At 41.1% G+C, this 15,369-nt stretch carries 13 protein-coding genes; 6 read left to right on the forward strand and 7 right to left on the reverse strand.

The window, feature by feature from the left end; all coding sequences use genetic code 11:
* The 3 genes from recJ to xerD form a co-directional block, all read right to left on the reverse strand.
* Positions 1–1,639: single-stranded-DNA-specific exonuclease RecJ (gene recJ, locus ACHSBP_RS06055; protein WP_395388359.1), on the reverse strand; the 1,639-nt coding region annotated here is incomplete at its 3' end.
* 67 nt (positions 1,640–1,706) lie between these two features.
* Positions 1,707–2,438: a bifunctional protein-disulfide isomerase/oxidoreductase DsbC gene (gene dsbC / locus ACHSBP_RS06060; protein WP_010560795.1), complete on the reverse strand. Its 732-nt coding sequence runs from the start codon at positions 2,436–2,438 to the stop codon at positions 1,707–1,709.
* 78 nt (positions 2,439–2,516) lie between these two features.
* Complete coding sequence (gene xerD / locus ACHSBP_RS06065; RefSeq protein ID WP_395388360.1) at positions 2,517–3,422, reverse strand: site-specific tyrosine recombinase XerD; 906 nt, start codon at positions 3,420–3,422, stop codon at positions 2,517–2,519.
* Between the two features lie 73 nt (positions 3,423–3,495).
* On the opposite strand from xerD, the gene fldB reads away from it, so the two are divergent.
* A complete protein-coding gene (gene fldB, locus ACHSBP_RS06070; RefSeq protein ID WP_395388361.1) occupies positions 3,496–4,017 on the forward strand; it encodes a flavodoxin FldB in 522 nt (173 codons plus the stop codon).
* A 9-nt stretch (positions 4,018–4,026) separates the two neighbouring features.
* Here fldB and ACHSBP_RS06075 read toward each other — a convergent pair whose 3' ends face one another.
* Positions 4,027–4,731, reverse strand: coding sequence for a tRNA1(Val) (adenine(37)-N6)-methyltransferase (locus ACHSBP_RS06075; protein ID WP_395388362.1), 705 nt, complete (start codon positions 4,729–4,731; stop codon positions 4,027–4,029).
* A gap of 76 nt (positions 4,732–4,807) precedes the next feature.
* Between ACHSBP_RS06075 and srmB the strand changes: the two genes are divergently transcribed.
* Positions 4,808–6,037, forward strand: a complete 1,230-nt coding sequence (gene srmB, locus ACHSBP_RS06080; protein ID WP_395388363.1) for an ATP-dependent RNA helicase SrmB — start codon at positions 4,808–4,810, stop codon at positions 6,035–6,037.
* A gap of 30 nt (positions 6,038–6,067) precedes the next feature.
* Here srmB and ACHSBP_RS06085 read toward each other — a convergent pair whose 3' ends face one another.
* Together ACHSBP_RS06085 and ygjK are read right to left on the reverse strand one after the other, a co-directional pair.
* Positions 6,068–7,126, reverse strand: coding sequence for a bifunctional transcriptional activator/DNA repair enzyme AdaA (locus tag ACHSBP_RS06085; RefSeq protein ID WP_395388364.1), 1,059 nt, complete (start codon positions 7,124–7,126; stop codon positions 6,068–6,070).
* Positions 7,127–7,206: 80 nt separating this feature from the next.
* Positions 7,207–9,600 carry an alpha-glucosidase gene (gene ygjK, locus ACHSBP_RS06090; RefSeq protein WP_395388365.1) on the reverse strand — a complete coding sequence of 798 codons (2,394 nt, stop codon included), beginning with the start codon at positions 9,598–9,600 and terminating at the stop codon, positions 7,207–7,209.
* A 170-nt stretch (positions 9,601–9,770) separates the two neighbouring features.
* Between ygjK and ACHSBP_RS06095 the strand changes: the two genes are divergently transcribed.
* Together ACHSBP_RS06095 and ACHSBP_RS06100 are read left to right on the forward strand one after the other, a co-directional pair.
* A complete protein-coding gene (locus ACHSBP_RS06095; RefSeq protein WP_395388366.1) occupies positions 9,771–10,700 on the forward strand; it encodes a tetratricopeptide repeat protein in 930 nt (309 codons plus the stop codon).
* Between the two features lie 68 nt (positions 10,701–10,768).
* Positions 10,769–11,626, forward strand: coding sequence for a GGDEF domain-containing protein (locus ACHSBP_RS06100; protein WP_395388367.1), 858 nt, complete (start codon positions 10,769–10,771; stop codon positions 11,624–11,626).
* On the opposite strand, the gene yaaA is transcribed toward ACHSBP_RS06100, so the two are convergent.
* A complete protein-coding gene (gene yaaA / locus ACHSBP_RS06105; RefSeq protein WP_395388368.1) occupies positions 11,623–12,402 on the reverse strand; it encodes a peroxide stress protein YaaA in 780 nt (259 codons plus the stop codon). The two genes, ACHSBP_RS06100 and yaaA, sit on opposite strands and share 4 nt — an antisense overlap.
* Positions 12,403–12,634: 232 nt before the next feature.
* On the opposite strand from yaaA, the gene tal reads away from it, so the two are divergent.
* Together tal and pgi are read left to right on the forward strand one after the other, a co-directional pair.
* Positions 12,635–13,585 (forward strand): transaldolase, encoded by a 951-nt coding sequence (gene tal, locus ACHSBP_RS06110; protein WP_395388369.1) that lies wholly within the window; start codon positions 12,635–12,637, stop codon positions 13,583–13,585.
* A gap of 14 nt (positions 13,586–13,599) precedes the next feature.
* Complete coding sequence (gene pgi / locus ACHSBP_RS06115; RefSeq protein WP_395388370.1) at positions 13,600–15,213, forward strand: glucose-6-phosphate isomerase; 1,614 nt, start codon at positions 13,600–13,602, stop codon at positions 15,211–15,213.
* Positions 15,214–15,369 lie beyond the last annotated feature (156 nt).

Below are 15,369 nucleotides of genomic sequence, written 5' to 3' on the forward strand. Positions count from 1 at the left end.
CTTTTTCGGCTGCGGTATTTGGCCACGCTCTTAAATCAACATTAAAGGCTATCGCGTCAACATCTAAACCCGACGCATGTCGTAATACTAATTTTAAATGTTTTTCGCCCACCATACGCTGTTGAATAACATAAAAAACATCATCAAATAGCGGCTCAGGAAAGCTTTGACCAAAGGGCCCTGCTTGCTTAAGTTGGTTGGCGAAATTCAAGTTAAAACAATCAGCTGGCAAATTACCATCAGTTAATAGCACCGCGTGCTTATCTTCTTCGGCTAGCGAATTTGCCACCGCATCTGTGTACACTTGTTTAAAACGCGCAAAGTCGCTTTCTAAAATTGATAACCCCGCCGCCATGGCATGGCCACCAAATTTTAAAATTAAATCTGGGTGTTTTGTTGAAATTGACTCCAACAAATCACGCATGTGGAGCCCTGGAATCGAGCGGCAACTGCCTTTTATTTCACCATTTTCACCCTGTGCGAAAATCACTGTGGGGCGGTGATATTGCTCTTTTAAACGCCCCGCCAAAATACCGATAACACCTTGGTGCCAATCGTCTTGATATAGACACACAGCATCTGGAATTTCTTGTGATTGTGACACTAAGCGTTCTAGCACTGCGTTAGCTTCAACTTGCATACTTTGCTCGATTTCACGGCGTTCTTGGTTTAATCCATCAAGTTCCGCGGCAATGCGTCTTGCCTGATTGCCATCCTGACTCAGTAAACAAGCGATACCTAAACTCATATCATCTAAGCGCCCTGCCGCATTAAGCCTTGGCGCAATAGCAAAGCCAAAGTCACTGGCTTGCAGGCGATAACTATTTCGGTTGGCAACCTCGATAAGCGCCAAAATACCGGGGCGGGTGCGCCCTGCACGAATACGCGCTAAACCTTGATAAACCAAGGTGCGGTTATTAGCATCGAGCGGCACCACATCGGCCACAGTACCCAGTGCAACAATATCCAAAAGACTCGCCAAATTAGGTTGCGCTAAACCGGAGTTTTCAAAATAATTTTGCTCTCGTAACATGTGACGAAGTGCCACCAGCAAGTAAAACGCAACACCGCATCCCGCCAATGCTTTTGATGGAAACTGACAATCAAAGCGGTTTGGATTAACAATCGCATCGGCATTCGGTAGCTGTTCACCTTGCAAGTGATGATCGGTAACAATCACTTGAATGCCAGCTTGCTTACAAATTTCAACACCCTGCAAGCAAGAAATACCGTTATCAACCGTAATTAAAATATCCGGTTTGATTTGCACCACTTGTTCTGCAAGTTGCGGGCTTAAGCCATAGCCTAAGTTAAAACGGTTTGGCACTAGGTAATCAACATGTTGAAAGCCAAACATTGGCAGGCCTTCCATTAACACCGCAGTACTGGTTGCACCATCAGCATCAAAGTCACCGACAATTAAAATTTTGGCGTGGTTTTGCAGCCCATTAATTAAGATATTTGCTGCAACATCAATGTCTTTTAACAAGCGAAAATCAAGTAGCGACGCCGCGCCATTATCAAGTTCAGTATTGGCTTTGATGCCACGAGAAGCATAAATTTGTTTAATTACAGGATGAAGAGAGGCGTCTAAATGACTGTCGTCAACGCGTGCACGTGTTTGAATAGTTTTTTGCATGAACCGTTTTTTATTAATCTCAGACTAAAAAGGGCCTTAACGGCCCTAATTCGCTAAAAAAGTTACCTTAACCTTTTTTGCTATCAAGAATTTGCTTTAACTGCGCCGCTGGCTGGTAACCAGGAATAAGCGTGCCATCTTCTAAAATGATTGCTGGTGTACCAGTAATACCAAAGCTTTGACCCATTTCAAACTGTTCTTTCACCGGTGCATCACAGGCTGCTACGTCTACTACGTCATCACCCGCTTTTGCGTCAGTAAGTGCTTTAGCCGCATCTTTTGCGCACCAAATATCTTGTAAGTCGTCAAAACCTTTACTTGGAATACCTGCACGAGGATAGGCTAAGTATTGCACCGTAATACCTGCGTCTAGGTAATCATCCAGCTCGCGGTGTAATTTACGACAGTAACCACAAGTAATATCTGTAAAAATTGTTACCTTGTGCTTTTCGTTTTTAGCTGGGTAAACAATCATTGAATCAGCAAATTGTTTTACCCCTTCTACACGCAAATTACCTAGTGCAACTTCCGTTAGGTTTTCTTTATTTTCTAAATCAAGTAACGTACCTTGCAGTAAATACTTACCATCAGCCGTGCTGTATAACACGCCGCGATTGGTTAACACTTCATACAAACCTTTTACAGGTGTTTCTGCTACACCACTTGCTTGTAGACCGATTTTTTCAAATTCCGCTATGATTTTCGCTTCGATTGGATCAACACTCGCTGCTGCGACACCATTTGCTGAAATATTAAATGCCGCACTCAACAAAGCAGCTGCGATTGCTAGTTTTTTCATTTGCTATCTCTTTTTTAAATACTGGGGCTTATAAATATTTAGACCGTATTAAGCCACATAAAATTCCGTATTTTGTCATCAAGCTCTTGGATGATGCGTCTGATGAATGGATTTTAACCTTTCTTTTGCTACATGAGTATAAATCTGTGTGGTCGATAAGTCACTATGGCCTAACATCATTTGTACAACACGTAAATCAGCACCATGATTGATCAAATGTGTGGCAAATGCATGACGTAAGGTGTGTGGCGATAATTCCGTTTGAATATTCGCAACTAATGCATAGTGTTTAATGCGATGCCAAAAGGTCTGCCGTGTCATGCCAATGCCGCGTTTTGACGGAAAAACAAAATCAGTCGCGTGTTTAATTAATTGCGGACGTGCTAACTTGATAAACGCTTCAATATACTCAAGCGCCACTTCCCCCATTGGAACTAAACGTTCTTTATTTCCTTTACCTTTAACAAATACCACAGCTTGGCGCAAATTAATTTGCTCCATGCGCAGGCTAACTAATTCACTTACGCGAAGCCCTGTTGCATACAAAAGTTCAAGCATGGCTTTATCTCTTAGCTCAATGGGTTCTTCGAGATTAGGTGCATCAAGTAAGGCTTCAACTTCTTGTTCAGTTAAGGTTTTAGGTAATGACTGACCGAGCTTTGGCTGCTCAATATGGGCAAGCGGTGAGCTGGAGAGTTTTTTCAAGCCAATAAAATACAAATAAAAGCGCTTTAACGCACTTTGCGCCCGAGCCGTGCTGCGCGCTGTAAACCCTTTTTCTCGGCGGTATGCTAAATAATCGAGAATAATGCTTTCATCAACATCAAAAAGTGATGTTTTCGCAATAAAAATCGCAAACTTATTTAAGTCACTACGATAAGCCGCCAAGGTATTTTCACTTAGACCTTGCTCAAGCCATAGAGCATCTAAAAACTGCTCTATCTTTTGACTATTTTCAACACTTGGGGTTTGTTTTTCTCTCAATGTATAAATAACACATAGGTTAAGGTAAACTAGCGCCTATCATATCAAGCTCTCGGCAACGCACAAATTTAATATGAAAATTGGTTTATTTTTTGGCTCTACAACCTGTTACACCGAAATGGCTGCAGAAAAAATTCAGCAAATTATCGGTGAAGACATCATTTCACTTCACAATATTAAAGACGAGCCACTGAAAAACGCTGAAGAATTCGATTTCTTAATATTTGGTATTTCTACTTGGGACTTTGGCGAGTTACAAGAAGATTGGGAATCAATTTGGGACGACATTGAGTCGGTTAACTTACGCGGTAAAACCATTGCCCTGTTTGGCATGGGGGATCAGCAAGGCTATGGCCAATGGTTTCAAGATGCGTTAGGCATGCTGCACGACAAAATTAAACCACAAGGCGTGACCTTTTTAGGCTACTGGCCTAATTCAGATGATTACGAATTTGAAGCATCAAAAGCATTAACCGAAGATGGCACACAATTTGTTGGCTTGGCACTGGATGAAGACAGCCAATACGAGAAAAGTGATGAGCGCATTGCTACTTGGGTTGAACAAGTAATGACAGAATACGCTGAAACGCTCTAGCTTCTTTCCTCAAAAGTCCAAATAGAAATCACGGCACAGTTGTTTATACGCTGTGCTGTACGCCCCACTCTCAGCATGAATAATCAATTCTTCTTCAACTAGCGTTTGCAACTCATCATTATGCGCTAAACACAACAATACGCGTTTTGCTGCTTTCTTTTTACTAGTAAATACCCACAGCTTTTTTGTAATTTTCAAATTAGCGTTATCTGCGGCACTTTCAAATCGGCTTAACTCGGTTGTTGGTAATACCACACAAAACCGCCCCTTTTCGCTTAATAAACTTGCCGCTTTAGCACATAAACTGTCAAACGATAAACCATCCGTATGACGTGCCGCCATTCGCTGTGCATTGTCGCTTTTAAGTGAGTCATTAAAAAATGGCGGATTTGAAACAATTAGATCAAATGCTGTATTTACTTGAAATTTATTGATGTCACCTTGCCACAAGTTCACGTCTTGCCAAGGTGAAGCTGAAATATTCTCTTTCGCTTGTAAAAATGCATCATTATCAATTTCAACAGCTGTGATAACTAAACTAGGCGCACGCTGCTTAAGCATTAAGGCAATTAGCCCCGTACCTGTGCCAATATCTAGCGCTGTACTAACCCCCTCAAGAGGTGCCCAAGCGCCCAACAAAATGCCATCAGTGCCCACTTTCATCGCACATTTATCGTGGTTAATATGAAACTGCTTAAACGTAAAACCCGACATTGCGGTAAAATGCCCTCTGCCCTATTGCCTCATTCGGTGTATAATACAGCTAATTTTCCTTTATGTTTATTTCCTTATGCACTTTGCTGACCTAGATCTTGATCCCAAATTATTAAACGCCATTGAAAAAATGGGTTTTGATAAACCGACTAGCATTCAATCGCTCGCTATTCCTGCAGCGATGAAAGGTCGCGATATTTTAGCAAGTTCACCAACCGGTACAGGTAAAACCGCAGCGTTTTTACTTGGTGCAATGCAATATCTGATTGATTTCCCAAGACGTAATCCAGGTTTTGCGCGCGTACTCATAATGACACCAACACGTGAACTGGCCTATCAAGTGTATGAACAAGCAAATGCCCTTGCCGCGCAAACTCACCTTAAAATTGGTGTGGTAACAGGTGGTATTAACTACGGTAGCCATAAAGAGATTTTTGAAAAAAATAACGACATTCTGATTGCTACACCTGGTCGTTTAATGGATTACTTAAATTCAGAAAACTTCCACGCAGAAGATGTTGAAGTACTTATTCTTGATGAAGCCGACCGCATGTTAGACATGGGCTTTCGTAAAGAAATGCTACGTATTTGCGACGAAGCAAAAAACCGTAAACAGTGCTTTTTATTCTCAGCCACACTAGAGGGCGACAGCGTTGAGCTATTTGCAGAGCGCATTCTAAATGATCCAGCACTTTTAGAAGCAACGCCATCACGCCGCGAAAAAGGCAAAATCCACCAGTGGGTGCATTTGTCAGATAACCGCGAACATAAAGTGGAACAACTTGAAGCGATTTTAAAATCGGAAGAAGTTGAAAAGGCCATTGTGTTTGTTAAAACACGTGAACGTTTAGAGCAGCTAGTTGGCGAGTTATTCGCGAAAGACATTAAAACCACGTGGTTGCGTGGTGAAATGCCTCAGGATAAACGCCTAGCAGCACTAAAAAGCTTCGATACTGGCCGCACTAAGGTACTCATTGCGACCGACGTTGCCGCACGTGGTATTGATGTGGCTGATATTAGCCACGTTATTAACTTTGATATGCCGCGCACTGCCGACATTTACGTACACCGTATTGGCCGTACAGGCCGTGCTGGTAAAAAAGGCACAGCGATTTCATTTATTGAAGCGCATGATGTGGAAATTTTGGCAAAAGTTGAGCGCTACACCGAGCAAAAACTTAAGCGCCGCACAATTAAAGGCTTAGAGCCAAAACATAAAGAAGCGAAATTGCCAGCGAAAAAGAAAAAAGACCCAGAAAAAATGAAGGCCAAAAAGAAAGCCAAGAAAAAAGCGAAAAAGAAGTAGCTTTACAAGAGCGGTGTTATCACCGCTTTTTTATTCTTTAAATTCAGCCCCTTCGTGACGTAATAGCCACGCTTTTCGCTCTAAGCCACCGCCGTAGCCAGTCAGTGAGCCATCCTTACCAATCACACGATGACACGGCACAATAATCGCAACCCGATTCATACCATTTGCAGTGGCGACAGCGCGCACCGCTTTCGCATTATTGAGTGCAGTTGCTTGCTCTGAATAACTGCGTGTTTCGCCAAATGGAATAGTTTGTAACCCTTGCCATACACCTTGTTGAAATTCGGTTCCAGGTAAATCTAGGGGAATGCTAAACTCTTTACGCATACCCGTAAAATATTCATTGAGCTCTGACTTACACTGCTTAATGTGATCATTCTCGCCTTGTAAAATCACTGCATTTAGACGCTTTTGTAAATCGTTAAATTCCGTTTCTAACATGCGTCTATCAACAAACTCGACAAGACATACACCGCTATTGGTTGCGCATATAAACATTGGGCCAATGGGTGTAGTGTGGCGCGCAATTAAGATAACTTGCTTCTCTTTACTTTTACTTGGGTTAAGGCCTGTGGCTTTTTTAAAAGTGTAGGCAAATCCGCTTAGTGAGTTAAAACCCGAATCAAGCGCCGAATCAATCAGTTGCTTGCCATTTTGAATTTCTTGATAGGCAGTATTTATACGCACCATGCGCTGATAAGCTTGAAACGTCATGCCATAGTGTTTTTTAAACCAACGCCTTACCAGCTCAGGTTGAATGCCCGCTTCTTTTAAATGGTAGTCTGAAAGTTTTTCTTGGCCTTTTTGCGCTAGCAATTTTAATGCTGTTGCCACTGGCTCTGGCATTGAATGGGCATTTTGTGTTGGCTTACACACTTTGCACGGGCGAAAGCCCGCATCAAGGGCATCTTTTACCTCTGAGCAAAACTCGACATTTTCTTTTTTTGGTTTGCGCGCACTGCAAGTCGCGATACAAAAAATCTGTGTGCTGGTAACACAGGCATAAAAACAGCCAAGATATTGACTGTTTTTATCTACCAATGCTTGGTAATACTCGTTAATTTTTTCAGGTTGGGTGATTTTCATAAAGCCAATCATTTAGTGATTTTAGCCAAGCGTAACCAAGGCTAATATTTCACTCAACCGAAAACTGGACAAGTATATTTTTAGTGTTGTACCTGCGAACTTTCAGGCAATCCAATTTCATCCAACATCATCATTAAATGAGCAGCGCTCCAACTAAAGTTAGTTGCACCTTGTTGCTCACCAGTAAAAGGGTGGTAGTTTTCACGAATACTGTCTTTTTCGCTAAGGCCTTTACTATTACTAATCAGCTTTTTTAAAAGCTGTTGCGCGTCCTTTTTATAGCCGTAATGACTTAGCGCACTTAGCGCAAAATACACTTGATCAAGCCATACTCTGCCGCGCCAATAAACATCTGCGCCAAATGCGGGGTTTGTAATAGCTGCGGTAGGAAATGGCACATGGGTATTAAACTCGTGTTTATTCAGCATGGTATTAATAACGCTTTTAGCATTTTTGTCACTTGCCACTTGGCTAAATAACGGCGCCCAACCTTCAGGGCCTTTGCCACGATGCACCAATAGCTTACCTTTACATTCACTCTTAGACTGCGGAACATTTTCAATGGCTAAGTCATAATAAAAACCGGTTTTGCTATCGTAAAAACACGCATCAATACGTGCTTTTAAAGTTTGATATTCTGCTTGGTATTTTTGTGCATCTTGGTTGTTACCTAATCGTTTTGCCATTTGCGCAAGTTGGCGTTTTTCCATCGCGAGGTAGCTATTAAGCTCTACAGATTCTTGATTAATTGAGTAGCCAACCAATTGACCATCACGTACATTTTCAAAAATCTTAACCTGCCAATCAGCCTTGGCTTTTGCCATATTCCCTTGATAAGTTTGATTAGCATATTCTTTAAACTGTTCATTTGAAATAAAACCAAAACGCGCCGCATTATCCATACCTGATTCCCAGCCTGCAGCATGTTGCACAGGGATATCAAACGCATTTATTTGAGGGTTATCGAGTAAACTTAAATACAACTGATTGCCACTGCACGAATACCAATTATCTTTCCCTTTTTTGCACGATGCCAAAACAGCCAATTGCGCAGTTGCTTGCACTGAGAAACGCATCTCCCCCTCTTTTGTGGTATGTGTATCATCAACCGTACCGCCATATTCAATTAAACCATTGCCATTATGATCGCGGTTTAAATACCACCACTCATGATACGCTTTTAATTTGGGATACATTTCAGCCAAAAACGCTTCATCATTGGTTTTTGACACAATTTGCCAAACTACCCAAGATGCCAGTGGCGGCTTAGTATTACGCTCATTCCAATTACCGCCATCGCCCCCGCGCGCTTTTGAGTAGTTGTAAAACACCGCATCAATCACCATGCCCGCATCTTGCTGACGAAGTGTATCTTTGTGCATTATTTGATAATCAAACATGGCGCGTACGTTATCTTTAGCAAGTTCGGGCATCACCTCTGCAAGTGCATAGGCATGCTTCCAACTGTCCCACGCCCAAATGCCATTAAACCAGCGGGCAGTCACCGATGGGGTTATGCCATTATGTTTAATTGCCCCTGCAGGGCTACGCCAGTTGCCAACTAAGGTTTCTAGCGACTTTATTGCTAACCTTTTTGCTTGTTCACTGTGCTGATTTGATAGTTTATTTGCCAGTGACTGCCACCTGGTTTTCGCATTCAAATAAGCGGGCTTTTTGCTGTTCAACCAAGCACTTATTTTTACATCTTCGCTATCGCTTTCGTGCTGATTGTGAGTATAGCTGAGCACTGTGGTCAGCAATCGAGAGTTTGCAGGTAAAACCGTTAAACCACTTGTACTTCTGTAGCTTTGTTCAACAGGATTAAAAGCTGATTTAGAAGCAATAGACCGGGCTATTTTAAATCGCGCGGTGCTGTCATTAAGTTTGTGCCACGTATCGCGAGTTTGGTCAAATTGCCATGCAATAGCTTGGCTAGAAACTTGTGGTGTTACTTGCCAAGTGTAATCGTCATCGTCGCTTTTCCAATGCTTTGTAAGTTGCCCTTGCCACTTTAGTGAAAGATTAAGCGGCTTTTCGGTTAAATTAGTAATGTGTGTATCAATTACACTGCTACGCGTTGATACAAAACTTAAGTAAACATCTATGCTAAATGTGTTTGTGGTAAAGGTTTGCTTGTAATATCCAAGCCCACTTGAAATGGTACTAGGTAAAGCCGAGAGACGTTGATATTCACCACCATCAACAGCAATCGATAGCATCTCAACATATTCAGCAAAATAAAGGGTGTATTCTTCAAAAACAATAGCAGGCCCCGCAAAGCTGCCAGCATTTTCGTGCTTTGGTTGTAAAAATCCATGCCAGCTACCAAGATCAAATAATGGGTTTGCTTGCTGATTACCATAGCTATCGTAATATTTAGCGCTTTGTGGTGCGCCTTCACGATTTAATTGTGAAAGTGGTGATGCCTTTAAACTACAACAAACAACAAGAAAAACAGCGAGTAAAGTTTTCATTCTAAACAGTATTTCATTTTTGTATACATTATCCATAAAGTAATACAAAAAACAATCAGCTTGCGATAACACTAAGCACATCACAAAGATTTGAATTGAATTAAACTAGTTTCTAAAATAACGGCTAAAGCCAGGTTTATTGGCACTAAGATGGCTAAATTATAATAATAATGAAAATTCGATATTTTACTTTAATGGGTATATGGCTACTTTGTACAAGTGCAAAGGCTGCCGATAACCTACATAACTTTGAAGATGTGTGTCCCAACTTATCAGCACCCGATTGCAGCGCAAAGTTGCTTAAGCAACAAAGTGAGTATGCGCGCTACAGTACCGATTGGTATTTTATTACGGCCCATTACTTAGATTTGCTGTATGAAACTACCAATCTAAAGCCGCTAAGAAATCTTACAGAGCAATATTTAAATTCAGGCCACACTCACCCTGTTACATTTCAAACTCAGCTCTATTTTTATGCCGCTAAAGCGTTTGATATTTATAATGAAAAAATAAAAGCCAAAGAATATGCACAGCAAGCGCTTAAATTGGTTAGTGCGACATCTGAGAGCTTTCCAAACCCATTGCGTATGGTTGAAATTGCCAATTTGGAGATGGTATTTGGCGACAAAGATACAGCTACACAAATGCTCAACCGCTTAGCTCAACAATACCGAAAAAGTAAAGATGCTAAATTACAACACGAAATTTACGGCAACTTAGCAAATGCTTTGTACTCGCAAGGTCAGCTACTCGAATCAATCCCGCACAGAAAAAGCGCGCTATTTTGGGCTCGTAAACTTGGGTTTAACGATAACCTTACCATGGCAAGTGGCAACTTAGCCCGCACCTATCAATTGGTTGGTCAATTACAACTTGCAAACGAAACATATCGCGATGCGATAAGCAATTTTAACAGTGAAGAAAGCCCCAACTATTCTATTTTCCAACTGCGTTTAGCCGAAATAAACACCGCACTTGGAGAGGTAGAAGCTGCTAAGCAGCACTTAACTAAAGTTAGATTTACTAAACTACTGCCAAGCCACCTTACACTTTATCACCAACTGGCAAATAAGCTTGAACTAAACCAAACCGCACTATAGCGCGTAACTTGTTAATACGACTTGAACGGTCAATACTTGTGGTACTAACAAAATAATGTAGTTCTAAGATGTCGGTTTATATACTAGCACTGTTTATTTTACTGCCCTTTGTCTCGTATTGGTTATTCCCAGCTGTCGCTAACGTAGATGTAATTAGTTTTGCATCTGAATTTATTATGGCGAGTGCGGTGCTTGTTTGTATTTTCAATTTGAATAACTTTCGAAAAAGCGAACGTTCAAACAACATGCTTTTTACAGGTTTTTCAATTTTGTTAGTTGCCATTTGTGTCGATGCACTTGATGAATTGGTTATCTTTCCAAAAGTCATCACTATCGTTAGTGAAGATCTTTTTCAAATTATAGGTTTGTTGTTGATTGTGTTTGGCATCAAACTATGGCTTGAAAAACAAGAAGCACAAAATAATACGCTATTAAAACTTGCCACCACCGACCCGCTAACAGGCGCTTATACTCGTCGCTATTTTATTGATAAGGCAAATGAAATAATACAAAGCGATAACCCACGGTTTTGCATTTTAATATTAGATATTGATCATTTTAAAAAGATTAACGACCAATATGGTCACAATGTGGGTGATTTGGCACTCGTTGAATTTTGTAATCTGATACAAAGTAACTGTCGCGAATCCGACTTATTCGCACGTTGGGGCGGTGAAGAATTTATTATATTACTGCCGCATATAGCAACACCTTCAGCTTACAGTAAAGCCGAGTCACTGCGCGTACAATTAGAAAATACCGAACTGCATTTATCAAACGCAGTATTTAATATGACCGTCTCGATTGGTATAGCTGAATACTCAGCTAACGTGAAAAAGCTAGAGACGTTAATCGATATCGCTGATAAACGTCTCTATCAAGCCAAGCAACAAGGCCGCAACCAAGTTGTATCAGGTACTGATTAAACTTGCTCTGCGCGTAAAAACACAGGTTCATTGGCTTTTTTCGTGTGCTCTTCGCTGTAATAGTAACCCACGCTGTCAAACGCCAATAATTGCTCCATGTTCGTTACTTGTTGTTCCATAATGTAACGTGCCATTAAGCCACGCGCTTTTTTCGCATAAAAGCTAATTACTTTATATTGACCATTTTTACAGTCTTTAAATACAGGTGTAATAATTTCACCGTTAAGTGCTTTTTTATCCACCGCTTTAAAATATTCGTTCGACGCTAAATTGACGAGCGTATTGGTATTTTGTTCAGCAAATACTTCATTCAGCTTTTCAGCAATGATACTACCCCAAAATTGATATAAATTAGCGCCACGTGGATTCGTCAGTTTCGTGCCCATTTCAAGACGATACGCCATCATTAAATCAAGCGGTTTTAGAATACCGTATAAACCTGACAAAATGCGTAAATGACCTTGTGCGTAATTCAATGCTTTTTCGCTTAGCGTTGCGGCATCTAGACCTACATAAACATCACCATTAAACGCATAAATAGCTTGTTTGGCGTTACTATCATTGAATGGCGTTTGCCACTCGGTAAAACGCGCCACGTTTAAACCCGCTAGCTTATCGCTAATTTTCATTAAGCTTGAAAGATCTTGTGCTGATAGTTCGCGACATACCTCAATAAGCTCTTTGCTGTGCGCTAATAGCTCAGGTTGTGTATGGTTTTTACTCGGTGCAGGTGTTTCGTAGTCTAAATTTTTAGCAGGTGATATTACTGTGATCATAATTACTATTGACTTGTCGTTGTATTAAGGTAATTTCAACACTTCTTGTAATAAAAATCACCTGTTAGTTAGCATTCGATGGATTTTTCTTCGCTAGGAGTAGCGTAAACCCTGTGTTACGGACATTTGACCTTTCCCAAATACTTGTCATCTAGCTTTAATGATTCATCTTTAAGCTAAACTTAGCTAACACGCTATTTTTATTACCTTGATATTAGGAATGAGGTAAACCATGACACAAATTTTAGCGGCTTTAAAAGCCCAATCAACGATTGTTGCCGATACCGGTGATATTGCAGCTATTAAAGCACACCAACCGCAAGACGCAACAACCAACCCATCACTACTTCTAAAAGCCAGTGAAATTGAGGCATACCAGCCGTTGCTAGCAGAAGCACTTGCATATGCAAAAGCAAACGAAGCCGACGCTGCAAAACAAGTCGCACTTGCATGTGATTATTTTTCAGTATTGCTTGGCAAAGAAATTAGCGAAGTTGTACCTGGTTACATTTCAACAGAAGTAGACGCGCGCTTATCATTTAATACTGAAGCGACCATCGCTAAAGCTAAATCGTTACTTGCGCTTTACCGCGAAGCGGGTGTTGATACAAACAAAATTTTAATTAAAATTGCGTCAACTTGGGAAGGTATCAAAGCGGCTGAACAGCTAGAAAAAGAAGGTATTAAGTGTAACTTAACGCTACTGTTCTCTGAAGCGCAGGCCAAAGCATGTGCCGATTCCAATGTATTTTTAATTTCACCCTTTGTTGGCCGAATTTTAGATTGGCACGTAAAAAATGGCATGCCAAAGCCAGCATCTGCACTTGATGATCCAGGCGTTCAGTCGGTGCGTAGCATTTACAACTTTTATAAAACACACGGCTATGAAACTATTGTTATGGGCGCAAGCTTCCGTAATACCGGCGAAATTTTAGCGTTAACAGGCTGTGACCGTTTAACCATTAGCCCTCAGCTATTAACTGAACTTGCTGAGCTAACCGACGCTGAAGTTTACCCACTTGAAAAACCGACTGAAGTATTGCCAAAACCGGCACCACTTAGCGAAAACGAGTTCCGTTGGCAGCATAACCAAGATGCAATGGCGACAGAAAAACTAGCGGAAGGTATTCGCTCGTTTGCCGATGCACAAGTTGAACTTGAAACTCGTTTTGCAAACCTATAAGGAATAAACGGTTTATGACCACCTTAGCGCAGTTGCACACGCAACTAACAGATGCTGCTGAGAATATTAAAAAGAGCCAAATTTTGGCTCTTTTTGATGCGCAGCCTAACCGTGCAAGTGAATTTACACTGAGCGCGGCAGGTTTAACCCTCGACTTTGCTAAGCAAGCAATCGATAAATCCACTCTTAACGATTTAATTGACGTTTCTAAGTTAAAGCAGTTAGCGCAAAAACGTGAAGCGCAATTTACAGGGCAGCTGATCAACAGCACAGAAAAACGCGCTGTACTGCATACTGCATTGCGCAATACGCAAATCTTAGCAACACATTTGCCTGAGGTGGCTCAAGAAATAAACTCAACAAAAGCGAGATTGCTCGATTTTGTTTCTCGCTTTGAACAAAATGCCATTGTTGGCAATACGGGAAAAACGATAACAGATGTTATAAGCATTGGTATTGGCGGTTCATTTTTTGGCCCGAAAATGCTTGAAGCAGCCCTAATTGATAGTCATGTAAATGATGTGAATGTGCATTATCTTGCCAATATTGATGGGCAGCAAATTAAGCACACACTGACAAAATTAAATGCTGAAACAACTCTGATTGTAGTGGCATCAAAATCGTGGACCACAGCTGAAACCCAACTTAATATGCATGCCGTAATGGACTGGTTTAAGCAAACCATGCCAAATACAGCAATCGCTGAGCACTGGGTTGCATTAACGGCAAAACCAGAACTTGCAAAGCAAGCTGGTTTTAGTGAAGAAATGATCTTCCCATTGTGGGATTTTATTGGCGGTCGCTATTCGGTTTGGTCGACCATTGCTCTTCCGTTAGCACTTAAAATTGGTAAAACTAATTTTGAAGCCTTACTTGAAGGCGCTGCAAACCTTGATAATCATTTTTTAACAGCACCAGAAGATCAAAACTTACCTATTATTGCGGCGTTAATTGGCTACTGGCAACAAAAGTACTTAGGTGAAAATAACTTATTAGTACTCCCCTATGGCCACGCTCTAAAAACCCTACCGGCTTACTTGCAGCAACTTGATATGGAAAGTAACGGTAAAAGCGTGAATCTTGCAGGTGATTCGATTGAATTATCAGGTCCGATTTTATGGGGAGCTGAAGGCACCAATTGTCAGCACTCTTTTATGCAGTTACTGCACCAAGGTAAGCAAAGTGCCATGATAGACTTTATTTTGCCACGCGTTGGTGAAGCCAATTACCAGCAACACCATAAAGCAATGATTGCTAATTGCCTAGGGCAAAGCCAAGCGCTATTGCAAGGTAAAAGCTTGGCACAAGCAAAAGCAGAACTGGCAGCACAAGGCTTGACTCCAGAGCAAATAAACGAACTTGCGCCACATAAAGTAATGCCGGGCAACAAAGGTTCTAATACGTTATTAATTGACGATTTATCGCCTCGTTCACTTGGTGCGTTGCTGGCGTTTTATGAGCATAAAGTGTTTGTGCAAGGTGTGCTTTTTGGCATTAATAGTTATGACCAGTGGGGCGTTGAACTTGGTAAACAACTTGGCAACCAAGTGCTTGATGCGATAGCGTCCCAAAATTACCAACAGCTTGATCCATCTACAGCGAATTTGCTAAAAACACTTACAAATTAATACCCTAACAGCTACCCCTCGGGTAGCTGTTTTACCCTTCTTTGATCTAGTCGAAAAACCTTCATTATTTTTTAACAAAAGCTAAACATATTAGTTTTATTTTTAGACGAGTTATGATATTTCTTATGCCGAGGTTAAAAAATCCACAGGAGGATA

Origin of the sequence: Pseudoalteromonas sp. XMcav1-K (assembly GCF_044005875.1) — a bacterium.
Lineage (GTDB): Bacteria > Pseudomonadota > Gammaproteobacteria > Enterobacterales > Alteromonadaceae > Pseudoalteromonas > Pseudoalteromonas spongiae.